14 protein-coding genes are annotated in these 19,457 nt (G+C 42.1%); 12 read left to right on the top strand and 2 right to left on the bottom strand.

Annotated elements, in window-relative coordinates; translation table 11 throughout:
• Positions 1–88: 88 nt before the first annotated feature.
• The 6 genes from carB to AK823_RS04435 all read left to right on the top strand — a co-directional run bounded on the left by carB (position 89) and on the right by AK823_RS04435 (position 9,324).
• Positions 89–3,352 (top strand): carbamoyl-phosphate synthase large subunit, encoded by a 3,264-nt coding sequence (gene carB, locus AK823_RS04460; protein ID WP_068326605.1) that lies wholly within the window; start codon positions 89–91, stop codon positions 3,350–3,352.
• A 305-nt stretch (positions 3,353–3,657) separates the two neighbouring features.
• A complete protein-coding gene (gene greA, locus AK823_RS04455) occupies positions 3,658–4,134 on the top strand; it encodes a transcription elongation factor GreA (protein ID WP_068034942.1) in 477 nt (158 codons plus the stop codon).
• Positions 4,135–4,415: 281 nt separating this feature from the next.
• Positions 4,416–5,354, top strand: coding sequence for a hypothetical protein (locus AK823_RS04450; RefSeq protein WP_068326602.1), 939 nt, complete (start codon positions 4,416–4,418; stop codon positions 5,352–5,354).
• A 273-nt stretch (positions 5,355–5,627) separates the two neighbouring features.
• Positions 5,628–6,896 carry a putative DNA modification/repair radical SAM protein gene (locus AK823_RS04445; RefSeq protein WP_068326599.1) on the top strand — a complete coding sequence of 423 codons (1,269 nt, stop codon included), beginning with the start codon at positions 5,628–5,630 and terminating at the stop codon, positions 6,894–6,896.
• Positions 6,897–6,961: 65 nt separating this feature from the next.
• Positions 6,962–7,834 carry a TIGR03915 family putative DNA repair protein gene (locus AK823_RS04440; RefSeq protein ID WP_068326596.1) on the top strand — a complete coding sequence of 291 codons (873 nt, stop codon included), beginning with the start codon at positions 6,962–6,964 and terminating at the stop codon, positions 7,832–7,834.
• A 149-nt stretch (positions 7,835–7,983) separates the two neighbouring features.
• Positions 7,984–9,324: a glycosyltransferase family 4 protein gene (locus AK823_RS04435; protein ID WP_082785634.1), complete on the top strand. Its 1,341-nt coding sequence runs from the start codon at positions 7,984–7,986 to the stop codon at positions 9,322–9,324.
• A 72-nt stretch (positions 9,325–9,396) separates the two neighbouring features.
• Here the strand turns inward: AK823_RS04435 and AK823_RS04430 are convergent, their stop codons facing one another.
• Both AK823_RS04430 and AK823_RS04425 read right to left on the bottom strand, forming a co-directional pair.
• Entirely contained in the window at positions 9,397–10,110 is a 714-nt protein-coding gene (locus AK823_RS04430; protein ID WP_068326593.1) for a cupin domain-containing protein, read from the bottom strand.
• Positions 10,085–10,825 carry a gamma-glutamyl-gamma-aminobutyrate hydrolase family protein gene (locus AK823_RS04425; RefSeq protein WP_068034936.1) on the bottom strand — a complete coding sequence of 247 codons (741 nt, stop codon included), beginning with the start codon at positions 10,823–10,825 and terminating at the stop codon, positions 10,085–10,087. The genes AK823_RS04430 and AK823_RS04425 overlap by 26 nt, the downstream gene beginning before the upstream one ends.
• Positions 10,826–11,304: 479 nt before the next feature.
• Between AK823_RS04425 and AK823_RS04420 the strand changes: the two genes are divergently transcribed.
• The 6 genes from AK823_RS04420 to AK823_RS04395 all read left to right on the top strand — a co-directional run bounded on the left by AK823_RS04420 (position 11,305) and on the right by AK823_RS04395 (position 19,384).
• Positions 11,305–12,648, top strand: a complete 1,344-nt coding sequence (locus AK823_RS04420) for a glutamine synthetase family protein (protein WP_068326590.1) — start codon at positions 11,305–11,307, stop codon at positions 12,646–12,648.
• A 1-nt stretch (position 12,649) separates the two neighbouring features.
• Positions 12,650–14,008 carry an FAD-binding oxidoreductase gene (locus tag AK823_RS04415; RefSeq protein WP_228138910.1) on the top strand — a complete coding sequence of 453 codons (1,359 nt, stop codon included), beginning with the start codon at positions 12,650–12,652 and terminating at the stop codon, positions 14,006–14,008.
• Between the two features lie 196 nt (positions 14,009–14,204).
• The gene (locus tag AK823_RS04410) at positions 14,205–15,698 is read left to right on the top strand and encodes a Na+/H+ antiporter NhaC family protein (protein ID WP_068326587.1); all 1,494 of its coding nucleotides are present in this window, start codon (positions 14,205–14,207) and stop codon (positions 15,696–15,698) included.
• 125 nt (positions 15,699–15,823) lie between these two features.
• A complete protein-coding gene (gene aguB / locus AK823_RS04405) occupies positions 15,824–16,696 on the top strand; it encodes an N-carbamoylputrescine amidase (protein ID WP_203226592.1) in 873 nt (290 codons plus the stop codon).
• A gap of 82 nt (positions 16,697–16,778) precedes the next feature.
• Positions 16,779–17,882 (top strand): agmatine deiminase, encoded by a 1,104-nt coding sequence (gene aguA, locus AK823_RS04400; protein ID WP_068326581.1) that lies wholly within the window; start codon positions 16,779–16,781, stop codon positions 17,880–17,882.
• 128 nt (positions 17,883–18,010) lie between these two features.
• On the top strand, positions 18,011–19,384 hold the full coding sequence (locus tag AK823_RS04395) for an NAD-dependent succinate-semialdehyde dehydrogenase (protein WP_068034931.1): 1,374 nt from the start codon (positions 18,011–18,013) through the stop codon (positions 19,382–19,384).
• Positions 19,385–19,457: the final 73 nt, after the last annotated feature.

Below are 19,457 nucleotides of genomic sequence, written 5' to 3'. Positions count from 1 at the left end.
CAGCATACCAAATATGATAAGCATTATTTAGAATATTGTTAAAATATAGATTACTTAAAATATCACCCAAACGAAGGTAGCCCTAACTATGCCAAAACGTACCGACATAAAAAGCATTCTTATCATTGGCGCAGGCCCTATCGTCATCGGCCAAGCATGTGAGTTTGACTATTCAGGCGCGCAGGCGTGTAAAGCGCTAAAAGAAGAAGGCTACCGCGTCATCTTGGTCAACTCAAACCCTGCGACCATCATGACCGACCCTACCATGGCGGATGCGACGTATATCGAGCCAATTACTTGGCAGACGGTTGAGCAAATCATTGCCAAAGAACGTCCTGATGCCATCTTGCCAACTATGGGCGGACAGACTGCTCTAAACTGTGCCTTAGAATTAGACAAACACGGCGTATTGACCAAATACAATTGCGAGCTAATTGGCGCGACCAAAGACTCGATTGAGATGGCAGAAGACCGCAACTTATTCGATAAAGCCATGAAGCGTATCGGCCTTGAATGTCCTCGCGCTGAAACTGCTGAGACCATGGAAGAAGCTTTTGCGACCCAAGAGAAAATGGGCTATCCCTGTATCATTCGTCCATCATTTACGATGGGCGGCTCAGGCGGCGGTATCGCTTATAATCGCGATGAGTTTATCGAGATTTGTGAGCGCGGTTTTGACTTATCGCCGAACCATCAATTACTTATCGATGAATCGCTAATCGGTTGGAAAGAATATGAGATGGAAGTGGTTCGTGACAAAAACGACAACTGCATCATTATCTGTACCATTGAAAACTTTGACCCAATGGGCGTACACACTGGCGATTCGATCACGGTTGCACCAGCACAAACCTTGACCGACAAAGAATACCAAATCATGCGTAATGCTTCATTAGCCGTACTGCGTGAGATTGGTGTGGAAACAGGCGGCTCAAACGTCCAGTTCGGTATCAACCCTGACACGGGTCGTATGGTCGTCATCGAGATGAACCCGCGCGTATCACGCTCATCAGCATTAGCATCAAAAGCCACTGGCTTCCCGATTGCGAAAATCGCGGCAAAACTTGCTATTGGTTATACGTTAGATGAGTTGCAAAACGACATCACTGGTGGCAAAACGCCAGCAAGCTTTGAGCCTGCGCTTGATTATGTCGTTACTAAGATACCGAGATTTAACTTTGAAAAATTCCCGCAAGCGGACAATATCCTATCGACGCAGATGAAATCAGTCGGCGAAGTCATGGCGATTGGCCGTAACTTCCAAGAATCAATGCAAAAAGCCTTGCGCGGCATGGAAACAGGCAATGATGGTTTTGATGAGCAAATTGATTTATCAAAAGTCAGCGTTGAGAAAGCCCGTAGCGAGATTACCAATCGCTTGACCATCCCTACTCCTGAGCGTATCTATTATGTCGCAGATGCTTTCCGCGTTGGGATGAGCGTCGACGAAGTGTTTAACTTTACCAAAATCGACCCATGGTTCTTGGTGCAAATCGAAGACATCGTTAAAACCGAAGCACAAGTTAAAACCTTAGGCTTCGGTGGCCTAACCGAACAGAATTTGCGTAGCTTTAAACGTAAAGGTTTATCAGATTTACGTTTGGCGAAACTGCTTGGCGTCTCACAAAAGCAGCTACGTACGAAACGCTGGGATTTAAACGTTTACCCCGTTTATAAGCGCGTCGATACTTGTGCGGCAGAGTTTGCCACTAGCACCGCTTATATGTACTCAACGTATGACAGCGAATGTGAAGCCAATCCAACTGATAACAAGAAAATCATGGTGATCGGTGGCGGTCCTAACCGTATTGGCCAAGGTATCGAGTTTGACTATTGCTGTGTACACGCTGCCCTTGCGATGCGCGAAGATGGTTACGAAACCATCATGGTTAACTGTAACCCTGAAACAGTTTCAACCGATTATGACACCTCAGACCGTCTATATTTTGAACCAATTACCTTAGAAGACGTGCTTGAAATCGTGCGTATCGAAAATCCTGATGGCGTTATCGTACAATTCGGCGGTCAAACCCCATTGAAACTTGCCCGCGCTTTAGAATCTGCTGGCGTAAAAATCATTGGTACTAGCCCTGACGCCATTGATCGTGCTGAAGATCGTGAACGCTTCCAACATATGATTCATCAATTAGACCTAATTCAACCTTCAAACGCTCTAGCAACTAGTTTGGAAGACGGCTTGGTTAAAGCAAAAGACGTTGGTTATCCATTGGTAGTGCGCCCATCATACGTCTTAGGTGGCCGTGCGATGGAAATCGTCTATAACGAAGACGAGCTCAGACATTACTTGCGCACAGCGGTACAAGCTTCAAACGAAGCGCCAGTATTGTTAGACCGCTTTTTGGATGATGCCATCGAAGTCGATGTTGACTGTGTCTGCGATGGTACTGACGTGGTGATTGGCGGTATCATGCAGCATATTGAACAGGCAGGCGTCCACTCTGGTGACTCAGCGTGTTCATTACCACCTTACTCACTATCTAAAGAATTATGTGATGTGATGCGCGCTCAAACCGTTGCCATGGCAAAAGAGCTTGGCGTTATCGGTCTGATGAACGTACAGTTCGCGGTAAAAGGTGAAACGGTTTATATTCTTGAGGTCAACCCTCGTGCCGCTCGTACCGTGCCTTTTGTCTCCAAATGTATCGGTACGTCATTAGCGCAAATTGCGGCGCGCTGTATGGCTGGAACCTCGCTAAAAGATCAAGGCTTTACTAAAGAGATTGTTCCTGCATTTTATGCCGTAAAAGAAGCAGTATTCCCATTTGCTAAATTCCCTGGCGTCGATCCAATCTTGAGCCCTGAGATGAAATCAACGGGTGAGGTCATGGGCGTTGGCAAAACCTTTGGCGAAGCCTTCTATAAAGCGGTTATCGGTAGCAATGAGCGCTTGCCTGGCTTACCAACTGAAGGCGAAACCAAAACGGTCTTTATCTCAGTACGTGATAGCGATAAAGAACAAGTTACTCCCATCGCTCGTCAATTGGTAGACTTTGGCTTTAACATTGTCGCTACCACTGGTACGCAAAAAGTGCTGAGCGATAACGGTATTGAATGTAAGAAAATCAACAAAGTCACTGAAGGTCGCCCGCATATCGTTGATGCCTTGAAAAACGGCAAGATTGACCTTATTATCAATACGACCGAAGGCAAACAGGCGCAAGAGGACTCATTTTCTATTCGCCGTAGTGCGCTACAAGGTAAAGTATTCTACGTTACTACCTTAGGTGCAGCAGATGCAGTCTGTAAATCTTATGCTATCGACTTACCGTTTGATGTGTATAAGCTACAAGATTTGCATGAGCAAGCAAAGTCTATTGACTTGGTTGAATAACTTCAGTAGATTAAGCATAATAGTAATGACGACTTAACACATATTTCTTAGTTCAAAATTACAGTGTTTAGAATTATAGTCGTAACCTTAATGTCGTAATCATTTTGAAAAGCATAGTGGCCTACCTGCGACTATGCTTTTTATTACGTAAGCTTATCGTGAGCTACTGAACAAACCAATAAATTATTGACGATCTAAAGATCACATAACGCAAACACCGCCTTTTTTATATTCACATTCATTGCAATAACGCTGACACCATCTCTTATGAGGTGGTGTGATGTTATTGGTTTAAGGAAAAAAACATGCAACGTTATCCCATGACTCCGCAAGGACATGCGGCTTTAGAAGCCGAATTAAAACAGTTAAAAAGTATCGACCGTCCGCGCATCACTGCTTCTATTGCTGAAGCTCGCGAACACGGCGACCTAAAAGAGAACGCTGAATACCATGCCGCCCGTGAGCAGCAAGGGTTTTGTGAAGCACGTATTCGTGACATCGAAGCAAAACTTGGTGGAGCACAAGTGATTGATACTGCGACTTTAAAACAAGAAGGTCGTGTAGTATTTGGCGTGACCGTCGTTATTGAAAACATGGAAACTGAAGAAGAAAAACATTACCAGATCGTTGGTGATGACGAGGCTGACTTTAAAGCAGGCAAAATCTCTGTCAACTCGCCTATCGCTCGTGGTCTTATCGGTAAGTTTGAAGGTGATGAAGCCCGTATTGAAACACCAAAAGGTGTGGTTGAGTATGAAGTGATGAAAATCATCTACGGTTAGTATAGATATTTATAGCTACTGACTATAGAACCTTCTTACAGCTACTTAATATTTTATAAATTACACAATTGTGCTTTTCTAATATAATTTTTTTAGTGCATAATTGTTTGGGTTTAAATTAATACGTATCTTGTAAATGGTGTCGGTCGAATTGCTGGTTTCCATTAAGGTTCCTACCCTCGTGGGTTGACATGATTTAGATTGTCAACCCACGAGGGTTTTTTATATCTATGTATTTAATTATCTTAGCTTCATTTATCATTATCTGAAAGGACTCTGTTATGACCATCAATCTTAATATGCCAAAAATACTTAACAAAACTCAACCGGTGTGCATTAGCACTGCTATTATTGGTGTTCTTACTGGTTGTATTCTTGCTACTTCTACAGCAAATGCTGCTCCTGAAATTGTGATTAGCCAGCCTACGACTGGTAGTACTACCGTCGTTGAGCAGTACTCTGATGGCAAAACCGCTACCATCACTGCCACGCCTAATAGTATTACGATGCAAGACGGCCTACCGTTTGCAGTCACTCAAATCTCTAATGTGCCACGTTATACTATTCATCAAGGCACTACTCAGGGCAGTACAACTATCACTACAGTCCCCGTTAATACCATACCCCTCAATACCATACCGGTGACCAACCAAGTTACCCGAGCAGGTGTGTTGACCACTCCTGTAAATACAGTGGCCCAAGTGCTGCCTGTCGCTACCAATGTATCGCTGCCTGTTATCAATCAAACAGCAACGACCCAAGTGATTAGCAGCCAACCGATGACCAGCCAAATAGTCTCTGCAACGACATCTTTGGATACCTTGCAATTACAACCGACTTTTAGTACGCCTGATATCGTTGGCGCGCAAACCAAAATTATGAAAATTCTAAAAAACAGTGATGGTCGTGAGCTTGCGGTGCCTGCTAATCATGTTGCACCCGGTGATGTCATTGAATATCACACCACTTATACTAATACTACTGCACAACCGGTGAATGATATTAATGCCATGGTTTCATTACCAACTGGCGTCAAATTAGTATCGCTAAATAGCCCACTACCGACGCTCGCTACTACTGGCGGTGACAGCTATCAAACCATTCAACAAGTTGGCAACACTGTTGTTATCAAAGAGAACTATTCTGGTCTAAAATGGAATTTGGTCAATCTTGATGCCAATACTCCACAAACCGTGGTTATACGCGCTAAGGTTCAATAAAAATTAGATTTTAGAGTATTATTACTTAATAAATACTAAAGTTGATAAAAGGTCTTGCGGACTAGTTTTATAGTTGGCAAGGCCTTTTTTAGTTGGTGAAATTTTTTAATTAATTTTTCATACAATCATTTGAGCAGTTTTTACCAGTAATATCATTTATTTGCAGTACGACACTACCTGTCGTGTTGTTTTATAAATAATCCTATAAATACAATGACTTAACTACAAATTTGATAAAATAGTCTTTCATTAATTCATTGGTAACTACCACTTATGGCAACCATCAATTATGAACGACTGCAAGGTAAGCTCAACATTTTAGCGGATGCCGCTAAGTATGATGTCTCTTGCTCCTCATCCGCTGGCACTCGCAAAAACCAAGGCGGTGGTCTCGGTGACGCCTCAGCAACAGGTATCTGTCACAGCTATACCGAAGATGGTCGCTGTGTCAGCTTGCTTAAAATTCTGCTGACCAATCACTGTATCTATGATTGCGCGTACTGCACCTCCCGCAAAAGCAATGACACCCCGCGCGCGGCTTTTAGTGTCGAGGAAGTCGTTGATCTAACCATGCAGTTTTATCGTCGCAACTATATCGAAGGGCTGTTTCTTAGCTCAGATATCTTTAAAAGTGGCGACCATACGATGGAGCGCTTGGTAGAAGTCGCTAAGATATTACGTACCCGTGAGCGCTTTAACGGTTATATTCACTTAAAAACCATTCCGGGCGCTTCAAAAGAATTACTGTTAGAAGCTGGATTATATGCAGACCGTCTCAGCGTTAATATCGAGATTCCCACCAAGTCTGGTCTAGCTTTGCTCGCACCAGAGAAGTCGCACGAGCAATTAAAAGCACCGATGGAAACGGTAAAAGAAGAAATCATCACTATTCGTGAAAGCCGTAAAACTCATAAAAAAGCCCCTAAGTTTGTACCTGCTGGTCAAACCAGCCAGATGATAGTCGGTGCTAGTAACGAAACCGACTTACAGGTGATCCAGTTATCGAGTCATTTTTATAAACAGTATGACCTTAAGCGCGTTTACTATTCTGGTTACGTACCAATGCTATCCGATAGTCGCCTGCCAGCGATTGGCACACCAGTACCGATGGTACGTGAAAACCGCCTATATCAAGCCGATTGGCTGATGCGTTTTTATGGTTTTGGCGCACATGAAATTGTTGAACCTGAATCACCATTTTTAGATTTAGATTGCGATCCAAAACTGGCTTGGGCTATTCGCCATCGCGAACACTTTCCTGTCAATATTCAAACGGCGAGCTACGAGATGATTGTGCGCATTCCAGGTATCGGTACTAAGACAGCTAAAAAGATAGTGAAGGCACGCAAGTTTAATCAGTTAACGCTTTATCATTTAAAAAAGATGGGCGCAGCGGTCAATCGTGCCAAATACTTCATTGCTACTACAGGTAAAAACGAGCACCTTGCGCATTTAACGCGTGACAACTTCCGCCAATATGTACTTGCCCAAACGCAGACCAAGTTTAAAGATCAGCGCAGTGGGCAGTTGGCATTATTTTAAATATAGTGTTAAAAATTATTTATAAAATAAGCCACTACATTCTAAATGTTATCTTAGGATAGACGATGTCGCAACTTGCGCAACACACAACGTACGCTATCGGTCACTTAACGCCCAGTATTGTGCTTTATGAGCCAAGTTTTGAGGGTTGGCTAAGCGCCGTATTTTACGTATATGCCAACCGATTACAAGACGATGAATCGTTACAACTGACCGCTCAGGACTGTTACGTACCTTCACTAATAGCTCAAGCAGCTAATGTTAGTATTGATGAAGATAAAGCCGAACGCGTACTGATAAAACTGAATAAGCTATTAGGTCGTTCAGGTATGCGCAATATTTTATGGGGATTTTTGTCTGAAAAAGACAACATCGGCACCACTTTATTTCAGGTGATTAAATACGCTATTGATTACCCTAGCCGTCATATTATGGAAGATTTGGGTAATTTAGATGTGCTGGAGTTGGTACAGACGGTAAAGTCTGTCGGTCGTGAGAAGCATCGCATGGAAGCGTTTGTGCGTTTTGAGCATACGACTGATGATATCTACTTTGCTCGCGTTGAGCCTGATTTTAATGTTTTGCCCTTGATTGGTGAGCATTTTCGGCAGCGTTACCAAGATCAGCACTGGGCGATTTATGATTTGGCTCGTGGTTATGGTATTTATTATGACAAGAGCCAAAGTACACCTTCGCGCCCTGCAGCCTTGCAGACCATTACTGACCTTGATGATGCCGTACTACGTAATCCTGCCAGTATTCATAGTGAGGATGAACAGCGCTATCAGAAATTTTGGCAAGGTTACTTTACCAACGTCAATATCAAAGAGCGTAAAAACCCGCGTTTGCATAAGCAATATTTACCGCAGCGCTACTGGAAATATTTAAGTGAAAAACAAGTATTGCCTAATGCTGAGCACCTGCAAAAACGGCGCTGACTTTTGATCAAACATTCTATAATTACATTTATTATAAAAACATAACTGCTAAAATTATTTGTAACCTCTAATTAGCCTTCATGGTTGAGTTTTTAGCGCTTTTAACTGACAATAGCAGCTTGATATTTTAACTGGTGACCAACGCTATTATGAAAGTTATGCGCTTACTGTCGTCTTTAAAGCATGATGAATCCGAACGCGGTATTTTTCATCTTGGGCGTGCCTTGGTCAAAAATGGACATACCTCCATTATTATCTCTAGCGCTAATGATGATAACGATTTGGTCAAACGTTTAGAGCGTGATGGCAATATATACCATCAGCTACATATGTATAAAAAGTCGTGGTTATCCTTATTACAGGTCGCACCGTTACGTCATCTTATTGAACAATACAATCCTGATATTATCCATGTGCATTCACGCACGCCTGCTTGGATATTACATTTAGCCTTACGTCGCGCACGCGTAAAACGTCGGCCAAAATTAGTCTCAACCATGTATGGCTTTTATTCTATTAATAAATACTCACAAGCGTTACTCGATGTCGATACCATTATTACGGTATCAGACAGTGTGACGAATTATTTAAGAAAAGGACTACAACGCGAAGATATCGACTCTAAAGCAATCAAACGCATTTACCGCGGTGTTGATACGCGTCGTTATCCGTATCGCCATAACCCATCCGTATACTGGTTACGACGGACTTTTGCAGAATACCCTGAGCTTGAACATAAAAAGTGGCTGGTATTCCCAACGGTAATCGGTAATGAGTATGGTCAAGAATGGCTGATTGATATTTTGGGAAATTTGCAGGAACAATTTCCCAATATCCACGCGATTATAATGGACGAAGATCATAGAGATGGCGATGTAGCACACGAGGATTTTCGGCAACGTACTCACGCTCTTGAGCTTGCGGACCGCATCACCTATGTTGGCAGTAAGCGTAATGATATGCGTGAGTGGTTATCAGCAGCAAATATCGTGATGGCACTTGCTAATGAGCCTGAATCTATTGGTATTAATGCACTACAAGCGATTCATTTGGGCACACCAGTAGTAGGTTGGGATCAAGCCGCATTTAGTGAAATTTTGCAACCTCTATACCCCCAAGGATTGGTCAAAAAATACAGTGCTCAAGCACTGTGCAAAGTCGTTAAAAGTCAACTAGAGAGCGTCACTCGTCCTGAGATGACAGATAAATTCACCATGCGTGAGATGATTAAAGAGACGATTGAGGTCTATCAAAGTCTATATGACGAGCTACAAGCGGAAGAACAAGCACTATTGAAGGCTCACTCATTAAAGAGATCTAAAAAGCATCTGAAAGCTATTAACAAACCTGTTATCGAATCTATTCACAAAAGGCCAGAAGGTACTAAGGTTGAGCTATTAAAAAAGTCGCCAAAAGCGATGGGCGACTCTAAGGTAGTTATCAAAAAGACAGACAACACGAATAAGAAGGAAGTTGATAATAATCGATAAAAATAGACAGCGAAATTTATCGACATATCACTCTATAACATACTACTAAACAAGATTTACTAAGATTCTAATTTAATAAGTCGTTGGTGTATGCGCACTAACGATACGAGTGACAATATCGCTAGGATTGATAAAAGTATGCGGCTTCATAGTATCAATCACATAGCTATCACCCTGATTTAGCAAATACGTGGTCTCTTCGATGCGGATAAGAATTTTGCCTTCGATGACCGTGCCAATCTCTTCTCCTTCATGAGCGATCTTCTCTTCAGTAGAGCTATTCGGTTGATAAGTCTCAATCAGGAATCCTAGATTCTTTGTTGTGCTGCAGTTATATACCTGCTTGAGTGAAACTCTACTATTAGATTCACTGAGCTCAATCAAATCCTTAGGGGTAACCACTACTCTCGCCTTAGGCTCTTTCCATTCATCACTAAAAAAGGTGGTGAGATCAGAACCTAACACCTCTAATATTGCTTTTAATGTATTGACTGCTGGACTAACTTTATTGCGTTCAATAGCACTAATTGAAGTATTGGTCAGTCCTGCCATCCTTGCTAGTTTACGTTGTGAGTAACCTTTAGCAAGGCGCAGCTGATTAATCTTTTTGCCAATATCTTCTTCTGGTTGTTCATCTGTTTCGAGCACTGCCGACACTTTGTCAGGTATCAATTCATCGTCGATATCAGTATCAGTATCAGTATCAGTATCAGTATCAGTATCAGTATCAGTATCAGTATCAGTATCAGTATCAGTAATATTATCTAGAGAGTTTTTTGCTGGCATATTGAATGAATTCCGTGAATAGAAATTTGGACAAGTTATCTTGCGCATAATTTAACTCAGGATGCCATTGTACACCAATCATAAATGGATGTTGTACTAAGCTTATAGCTTCTACTAGCCCATCAGGGGCCATTGCTTCAACAAATAAGCGCTCGCCTACTTCACTGATAGCTTGCTTGTGTAGCGAGTTAACATGCCACTCTTTGCCAAACGCCGCTAACCTTCCCTTCGGCTGAATGATAACGTCATGTACCGGCTGATACTGCACTTCAAGTGGTTGTGTATTGTCTTCTAAATGCGGCTCATAAAATCCATCTATGTCACGCCAATCTGGATGCAACGTTCCATCAAAATGGACATTCATCTCTTGTAAACCTCGGCAAACCGCTAATAAGGGCGTGCCAGTTTTATCAGCATATGCCAACAGCTTAAAACTGAGATCATCACGACCCAAATCTTGCTTTTCTTCAATATGCGTTGCTCCATAGCGTGTCGGTGCGACGTTACTATAGCTGCCAGTTAATAATATGCCATCAGCAATTTCTAGCAGTGCATCAAAATTTTCACTATCAGCAGCAGTGTTTGGCAGCAATATGGGATTACCGCCATAGAAGTTTACTGCATCGATATATTTTTGATAAACCGCTTGTGCTGGCTGACCATCAACCATTTTGTGACAAGAGACAATAGCGATAATTGGTCTGAAAGTATGCATGTTAGTCTTCCCTGAATGTGACATCTAAACCTAAAAGCCTAGTATGAGCTTCTCATGGACTAAAATTTAACATATTCACTCCTAAAATGTAAACTATAAACTTCATTATTAATATCCATTAATAAATATGAATGTAATAAATTACTTTTCAATAGTTTTAAATAAAAATTGACATATATAAATTTCAGTCATATATTGGAGGACATCAGTAAGACAAAAGACACATTTTATACATTAAACAAATTGATAAATGTGGTTATGAAATAACGTTAAGTAGTTAATATTATTGTAAAAAATAAATTAATTAACGTTGATAATGACTCGTAGCAAGTAAATCAGCTCTTATCTTTTGCATCACTTATAGCCAATGTTTTATTTAAAACCATTTATAACCTCTACTAAAAGGTTATAAATGACAGCTATTAAAAACGTAGTAACAACAACCCAAGAAATCATCAAAATTAATAGGAATTATAGACATGACGACAACCAATGGAATGGTCGAATCTGCAAACAACACCGAATATGTATATGTTGCAGCAGGTGATATTAATGGCTTACTTCGTGGTAAGCGCATCCCTTTTAATCAGATGGAAAAAGCAGAAAACGGTGCGATACGATTACCTTTGTCAATCTTAGGAGTCGATATTTGGGGCGCTGATGTCATCGAGTCATCTCAATGTAATGGTGATATAGATGCCATTGCCCGTCCTACAGGCCGCGCAGCATATCCACTTCTTAACACTAGTGCACCATCATCCTTGCTACCCGTTTGGCTATATACCGAAGACAATGAGCCTTATTACGGTGATGCTAGACACGTTTTAGATTACATCAGTAAAAAATTCAAAGCGCTTGGACTCACGCCAGTGATGGCAACTGAACTTGAGTTTTATCTGGTTGACTACATTGAAGGTGAAACTCCAAAACCACCTATCCGTCCAAAAAGCGGTTTGAGATTAAATAAAACCTCAATTTTAAGTATCAATGACTTGCTACAATTCGATGAATTTTTAGATGAAGTCTATGCTCAATGCGAAAAACTTGATATTCCCGTTGATGCAGCTTTAGCTGAGAACGGTTGCGGTCAGTTTGAGATTAATTTATTACACGTTGACGATCCGTTAAAAGCAGCTGATGATGCTATTTTGTTCAAACAAGTTGTTAAAGCTGTCGCTGCACGTCGCAAGTTAACTGCCACCTTTATGGCAAAACCTTTTGGTCTACAATCGGGCAATGGCTTTCATGTCCACTGTAGCTTGCTTGATAAAGACGGCAATAATGTGTTTGATGATGGGTCAGATGAAGGCTCAGACATGTTACGTCATGCGGTCGCAGGTCTGCTAAAGACTATGTCAGATTGCACCTTATTATTTGCCCCACATGTTAACTCTTATCGCCGTTTTACCCCTGGTACACTGGCACCAAACAACATTTCATGGGGTTATGAGAATCGTACAGCGGCAGTTCGTGTCCCTGGTGGCGATTCTAGAGCACGCCGCATTGAGCACCGTGTATCTGGTGCAGATGCTAACCCATATCTAGTCTGTAGTGCAGTTTTAGCAGGCATGTTATATGGCATCGAAAACAAGCTTGAAGCCCCAGAACCAATTAACAGCATTACTTATAACGAAGCTGAGCTTAAAACCTTGCCTTTAGATTGGCTCTCAGCTATCCGTAAGTTTGAAAGCAGCGATTTAATTGACTCTTTATTCCCAAGCGAGATGATTGAGCTGTTAATCGCAGTCAAAAAGCAAGAAGCCAAGCGCTTTGCTCAGCAAGTCACTAACCTTGAATACCTCACCTATTTACAGGATGTCTAATATGTCAAATAGCAATGCTACTCCGCCTATGGATCAAAACCTTCAGTCTAATAACAAGCGCAATATCCCGCATTATTCAGACAAAGGTCAATACCCTGATAGTTATTATGCTGCCAGTCGTAATCCTAAGCCCGACAGACCTGCTTTGAAAAACGACATTCAAACTGAGATTTGTGTGGTTGGTGGCGGCTATAGTGGCTTATCAACAGCATTACATCTTGTTGAGACTGATCACGAGGTCGTCGTTCTTGAAGGGGCACAGATTGGCTGGGGCGCATCAGGACGTAATGGCGGTCAGATTGTCAACGGACTCAACGCTAGTCTACAAAAGATTAAAAAGTCTTATGGTCAACAGAATGCAGACTTTGTCGGTCAGCTAGTGACTCGCGGTGGCAAAATCATTCGCCGTTTCATCAGCGACTACAATATTGACTGTGACCTAAAAGAAAAAAATATCTTTGCCGCTTTAAATAACGGTCAATTAAAAGATTTACAAGAAACGCATGCACTGTGGGAAAGCCATGGTATGCATGATCGAGAGATGTTAGACAAGCATGGTATTCAAGAGCATATAAAAACAGATGCTTATGTAGGCGGAGTCATTGATCACTCGGGTGGGCATTTTCACCCGTTAAATCTTGCGCTTGGTGAAGCTGTTGCTGTTGAACAAGGCGGCGGTATCATTTATGAAAATACGCTCATGGTTGATATTGAGTATGCTGATGACTCTATCAAAATTATTACCGAGTTTGGCACGGTTACTTGTAAGCAAGCGGTTATTTGCGGCAATGCTTATTTAAATAAAGTCATTCCAAAACTGACTGACCGTGTTATGCCAGTATCCACTCAGATTATCGCTACCGAACCTTTAGGAGATCTAGCAGACCAACTACTCCCAACTGATGTCTGTGTTGAAGATGTACGCTATATTCTTGATTACTACCGTCTTTCTGCCGACAAACGTATGTTATTCGGTGGCGGTACTGTTTACGGTGGTCAAGACCCAGCCGACATCACTGCCAAGATCAGACCTAATATGAATAAAATATTTCCAGAGTTGCGCGATGTCAAAATAGACTATGCATGGAGTGGTAATTTTGCCTTGTCTTTTTCTCGTGTGCCACAACTAGGTAAGCTACATGACCGAGTATTTTTTGCTCATGGCTATAGTGGCCATGGTATAACAGGATCACATTTATTTGGACAGATACTAGCTGATGCTATTAATGGGAAGACCGCAGAGTTCGATACTTTTACCAAGATTCCGTGGATACCTTTCCCAGGTGGCCGTGCATTAAGGGTTCCTTATTCTATGATGGGATCATGGTGGTACGCCCTAAAAGATAGTACTGGCATGTAGACTGGCTGGATTTATTAATAGATAATAGTCCAGTTTTAAAATCTTTATTTTGAGGATCGTTGTTACATTACACCATCATAACAATGGAGTGTTGTGATGGGCTTGATAGGAAGTCGATTCGCCACTCCTATTAAGAACTAATTAAAGAACGAATTTTGTTCTACAAAAACAATGAGGTTTTACAAGGAGTGTAAATATGAATATGAAGCTCAATGATGCTGTTGAAGGACAGTATCATAACAAGCGAGTTTTTCTAACGCTGGTAGTGGGTATAGCCATTTACCTTGCTTTTGTTTGGCTCTCAACCACTCGTGATGCATCTGAATCATGGGGCGCCTTATCACTACTACCAACGCTACTAGTACTAGTCACTGCTATTATCTCTAGACGTCCATTTGAGTCGATGATAGCGGGCTGTGTCGCTGGTCTGGTGATGCTTAATCCCTTCAATCTGGTCTCACCTTTTGCTGACAATATTTCTATGGTTCTAGGTAATGAGACTATTATCTGGATTGTTTTAGTTTGTGGCCTAATGGGTGGTCTTATTCAATTGCTCGAGATTAGCGGTTGTTTAGACGGCTTTAGCGAATGGCTACAAAAAATAATCAAGTCGCGTAGACAGTCACTATTGGCTACATTTGCTTTGGGCGTTGTGGTCTTCATTGATGATTATCTAAACTGTTTAGCAGTCTCAACGTCTGTCAAAAAACTTACTGATGTCTACAATGTATCCCGTGAGAAGCTTGCTTATATTGTCGATTCAACAGCTGCGCCGATGTGTGTAATTGTTCCTATTTCTACGTGGGCCGTCTATTTTGCAGGTTTATTAGAAGAAAATAATGTCGCAGTAGAAGGTGGCGGGCTGTCGCTCTATATTAGTGCTATTCCCTTTATGGCCTACGCGTGGTTTGCTCTCCTTATCGTCTTTTTGGTAGCCTACGGTATTTTAGGCGATTGGGGTCCGATGAAAAAAGCGGAAGCACGCGCCAAAGCTGGCAATCCTGTTCCTGAAGCGTTTGTAGAAGAGCAGCTAGTCTCTAACGTACAAGCCAAACGCAAGCTCTCTTTTAAGGCCAATATATTTAACTTCGCCTTTCCTATGATCCTATTAATCGGCTCAACGATTTATTTTGAGGTTGATCTATTACGTGGTGCATTATTTACCTGTTTTGTAACGGTTATCATCTATTGGATACAAGGCATCTTGAATTTTGATACGCAAGTTGAAGCTATCTTTAAAGGCTTTAAGGTCATGCTTTACCCACTTTCAACCGTCATTGGTGGTTTCTTCTTGAAAGAAATCAATGATAGCCTTGGCATGACAACTTATGTTATCGATGCCATTACCCCTTACATGACTATTATAATTTTCCCAGCAGTTATTTTTGCCGTTATGGCTTTCTTAACATTCGCGACTTCGTCAAGCTGGGGTCTATACGTTCTAGCAATGCCAATTGTATTTCCAATCTCATTAGCATTAGGTGTTAGTACACCATTGATGATCGGCGCATTATTATCTGCCTCTTCATTTGGTAGCCATGCTTGTTTCTTTAGTGATTCATCATTACTAGCAGCACAAGGAGCTGGCTGTTCACCGATGCAGCATGCCTTTACGCAGTTCCCCTATGCGATGCTTGGTGCAGTATTGTCCGTCGTAACCTTCTTAGGCTTAGGTTATATGATGGCTTAAGTATTGATTAGCGTTATTATTAACCGTTAAACCATGGGCAATTACTGATTGGTAGTTGCCCATTATTAACTGTCCAACATCATCTTTTTGTCCGACATTACTTATCCGCCTATAAAAGGAATTAGATTATGCGCACTGTAACCGTTGCTACCACTCAGATGGCTTGTAGCTGGGATAAACAACAAAATATTGATATCGCTACTGATTTAGTCACTAAAGCTGCCAAGGCTGGCGCCAATATTATCTTGCTACAAGAGTTGTTTGAGACCCCCTACTTTTGCCAAGTTCATGACTTCGATTATTTTAAGCTTGCTACCTCAGTAGCAGACAACGCTGCTATCAAACACTTTAGAAACTTGGCCAAAGAGCTAGCAGTGGTACTACCGATTAGCTTTTATGAAAAATCAGGTAATACTTTTTTTAATAGTGTCACCGTGATTGATGCCGATGGCGAAATACTGGGCACTTATCGTAAAACCCACATACCAGATGGTATTCCTTACGCCGAAAAGTTTTATTTTACCCCAGGCGATACTGGATTCAAGGTTTGGGAGACCAAATATGCCAAGATTGGTGTAGGTATCTGCTGGGATCAGTGGTTCCCTGAATGCGCGCGTAGTATGGCACTTATGGGTGCTGAGATATTATTTTACCCGACAGCGATTGGTGATGAGCCAACATTGGGTATCAACTCAAAAGGCCATTGGCAGCGTTGTATGCAAGGTCATGCAGCAGCCAACCTAATGCCAGTGGTGGCGTCTAATCGTATCGGCTCCGAGACGATAACGCAGAACGGCGTTGATAGCGTTATGGCGTTCTACGGTAGCTCATTTATCACTGATGGAAGAGGTGAGATTATCGAAGAAGCCTCAGCAGATAAAACTGAAGTGATTAGCGCAACCTTTGATTTGGATAAGCTTGCCAGTGATCGTCATCAGTGGGGTGTTTTCCGCGATCGTCGTCCATCTATGTATGGCACTTTACTTACCCATGGCTAAACTGCAAATAATGTCAAACTATGACTGATATAGGCCATACAAAATCGTTTCTTAAAATACTACTGCTAACAAGGTGACTCATATGTCTGAACTCATTCAAGACTCAACTCCGTCCGATGACGGCTTTTATATGCCAGCGGAATTTGAGCCATTACAGAAAGTATGGATGGTATGGCCCTATCGAGCGGATAACTGGCGTCAGCAAGCTATACCTGCTAAAGCAGCTTATGCAGCGGTAGCTATGGCTATCAGACGCTTTTGTGAGGTCGCAGTTTTAGTCAACCTTAATGACTATCAACAATGTCGTGATAGCCTGCCTGATGATATCGAAGTCATCTCCATGCCGAGCAATGATGCATGGGCGCGTGACATCGTTCCAACCTTTTTAATCAATGATGCAGGTGAGCTACGCGGCTGTGATTGGACTTTCAATGCATGGGGCGGAGACTATGACGGTCTTTATGCACCTTGGGATGATGATGATAAGTTAGCTGCGCGTCTATGCGATTATTTAGATATCAAACGCTATCGTACTGAAGGTTTTGTGATGGAAGGTGGCGCTTTTCATGTCGATGGCGAAGGCACAGTACTGACTACGCGTATGTGTCTGCTCAGTTCTGGGCGTAATCCGCATCTTACCGAGCGCCAAATTGAAGACCAGCTTAAAGCTTATCTTAATGCTCAAAAAGTGCTATGGATCGATGACGGTATTGATCCTGAAGAGACCACAGGCCATATTGATGATATTGCTTGTTTTGCGCGCCCCGGTGAAGTGGTTTGCTTATTTACCGATGATCCTAGTCATCCGTTTTTTGACGCTACGCAAAAAGCGTATCAGCAGTTATCTGCTATGACAGATGCTAAAGGTAGACGTTTGAAAGTTCATAAGCTTTGTTGTACTAAAGACCCCGTAACTTTGCCTGAACATTACGACGTTGAGCAGTCTGATGATGCTAAAGCACGTCGTACAGGTGATGTATGCATCGCCTCGTATGCCAATTTTTTAATCTGTAATGATGCCATTATCGTACCGCAATATGATGATATTAATGACAGTTTAGCAATTGCGCAGCTTGAAAAAGTCTTTCCTAGCCATCAGGTAGTGGGAGTACGGACGAAAGAGATTGTCTTTGGCGGCGGTAATATACATTGTATTACCCAGCAGCAACCAGCAGCCAAATTGTGATTAATTAACAACAAACCTGTTAAGGGCTGTTTAGTTTAAGACTTTATTCTAAGATTTAAATTAATTTAACAGAGTAAGCACCTTTTTAAATAACAACCAGAAATGGATTTTGAACCTAAGGAATATTTATGAGCGAATATCAAGTAACCAACCCAGCTACTGGCGAAGTTGAAGCCACTTACCCTACTGCAAACGAACAAGATATTCAGAATGCTATTGAGCAAGCTGATACGGCTTATCAAGACTGGCAAAAAACGTCTCTTAGCGAACGTAGTGCAATATTAAATAAAGTCGCTGACATCTATATTGATCGTCAGGATGAGCTGGCAGATAGGGTTGCTACAGAAATGGGCAAGCCAGTTGCCCAAGCAAAGGGTGAAATTGGCCTAGTTGCTGAAATTTATCGCTATTATGCGGACAATGCTGAGCAGCTATTAGCACCAAATACCATTGATGTAGATCAAGGCTCAGCCTCGGTAGAAAAGCTACCAGTTGGCGTATTATTTGGCATTATGCCATGGAACTACCCGCATTATCAGGTAGCACGCTTTGTGGCACCAAACGTGGTAGCGGGTAATACCATTATCCTAAAGCATGCGCCGCAGTGTCCTAATACCGCAGAAGTCGTCGTTGAGATCCTAAAAGACGCCGGTTTACCTGATGGCGTTTATAACAATATCTTTGCTACCAACGATCAAGCAGCGACTATTATTGAAGACAGCAGAGTGCAAGGTGTATCGTTGACAGGTTCTGAGCGTGCAGGACAAGCGGTTGCCAAAATAGCGGGCGGCGCCCTTAAAAAGGTCGTTTTAGAGCTTGGTGGTTCTGATGCTTTTATCGTTGCAGCAGATGCTGATATTGAGCAAGCCGTTAAAGGTGCAATCGAAGGTCGCTTTGGTAACACGGGACAAGCTTGTAATGCTGCTAAACGCTTAATCATCGTCGAAAGCGTGTATGACCAGTTTGTAAAAGGCTTCACCGATGCCGTACGTGGAATGACTTTGTCTGATCCGTTAGATCAGAAAACGTTTATTGGACCGATGTCATCACAGAGTGCAGCGGAGAATTTGCAAGAGCAGTTAGACGGTGCTATTAAAGCGGGCGCAACTGTATTGGTTGAAGGCGGCATTGTCAAAGACAAGCCCGGTGCTTGGTTTGCTCCTGCCGTACTTGCAGACGTTGATGATTCAATGGATGTCTATAGCCAAGAGCTATTTGGTCCTGTCGCAGTCATCTACAAGGCGCGTGATGTTGCACATGCTATCAAGATTGCCAACGATGTCCCATTTGGTCTTGGTGCTTCCATTCAGACTCAAGACTCAGCATTAGCAGCAGAGATCGCTGAGCAATTGGAAGTCGGTATGGTTACGATCAACTCACCTTCTGGTTCTGAAGCCAATACCCCATTCGGCGGCGTCAAACGCTCAGGTTTTGGTCGCGAGCTTGGTACCCTTGGTATCACTGAATTTTTAAACTATAAGTTAATTCGTGATAAATCGTAATTAATGAATTAATTTTTTAGAAAAAAAGCCTAACATTGAATGTTAGGCTTTTTTATTGGAAGATAATATTTTA

This window comes from Psychrobacter sp. P2G3 (assembly GCF_001593285.1).
In the GTDB taxonomy this organism is placed as follows: domain Bacteria; phylum Pseudomonadota; class Gammaproteobacteria; order Pseudomonadales; family Moraxellaceae; genus Psychrobacter.
This window is presented reverse-complemented; position numbering and strand designations above follow the sequence as displayed.

Coding starts and splice junctions, on each gene's coding strand:
- aguA (WP_068326581.1), top strand. CDS start 16,779: ATGTCTGAACTCATTCAAGACTCAACTCCGTCCGATGACGGCTTTTAT.
- AK823_RS04450 (WP_068326602.1), top strand. CDS start 4,416: ATGACCATCAATCTTAATATGCCAAAAATACTTAACAAAACTCAACCG.
- carB (WP_068326605.1), top strand. CDS start 89: ATGCCAAAACGTACCGACATAAAAAGCATTCTTATCATTGGCGCAGGC.
- greA (WP_068034942.1), top strand. CDS start 3,658: ATGCAACGTTATCCCATGACTCCGCAAGGACATGCGGCTTTAGAAGCC.
- AK823_RS04440 (WP_068326596.1), top strand. CDS start 6,962: ATGTCGCAACTTGCGCAACACACAACGTACGCTATCGGTCACTTAACG.
- AK823_RS04395 (WP_068034931.1), top strand. CDS start 18,011: ATGAGCGAATATCAAGTAACCAACCCAGCTACTGGCGAAGTTGAAGCC.
- AK823_RS04445 (WP_068326599.1), top strand. CDS start 5,628: ATGGCAACCATCAATTATGAACGACTGCAAGGTAAGCTCAACATTTTA.
- AK823_RS04420 (WP_068326590.1), top strand. CDS start 11,305: ATGACGACAACCAATGGAATGGTCGAATCTGCAAACAACACCGAATAT.
- AK823_RS04415 (WP_228138910.1), top strand. CDS start 12,650: ATGTCAAATAGCAATGCTACTCCGCCTATGGATCAAAACCTTCAGTCT.
- AK823_RS04430 (WP_068326593.1), bottom strand. CDS start 10,110: ATGCCAGCAAAAAACTCTCTAGATAATATTACTGATACTGATACTGAT.
- AK823_RS04435 (WP_082785634.1), top strand. CDS start 7,984: ATGAAAGTTATGCGCTTACTGTCGTCTTTAAAGCATGATGAATCCGAA.
- AK823_RS04410 (WP_068326587.1), top strand. CDS start 14,205: ATGAATATGAAGCTCAATGATGCTGTTGAAGGACAGTATCATAACAAG.
- AK823_RS04425 (WP_068034936.1), bottom strand. CDS start 10,825: ATGCATACTTTCAGACCAATTATCGCTATTGTCTCTTGTCACAAAATG.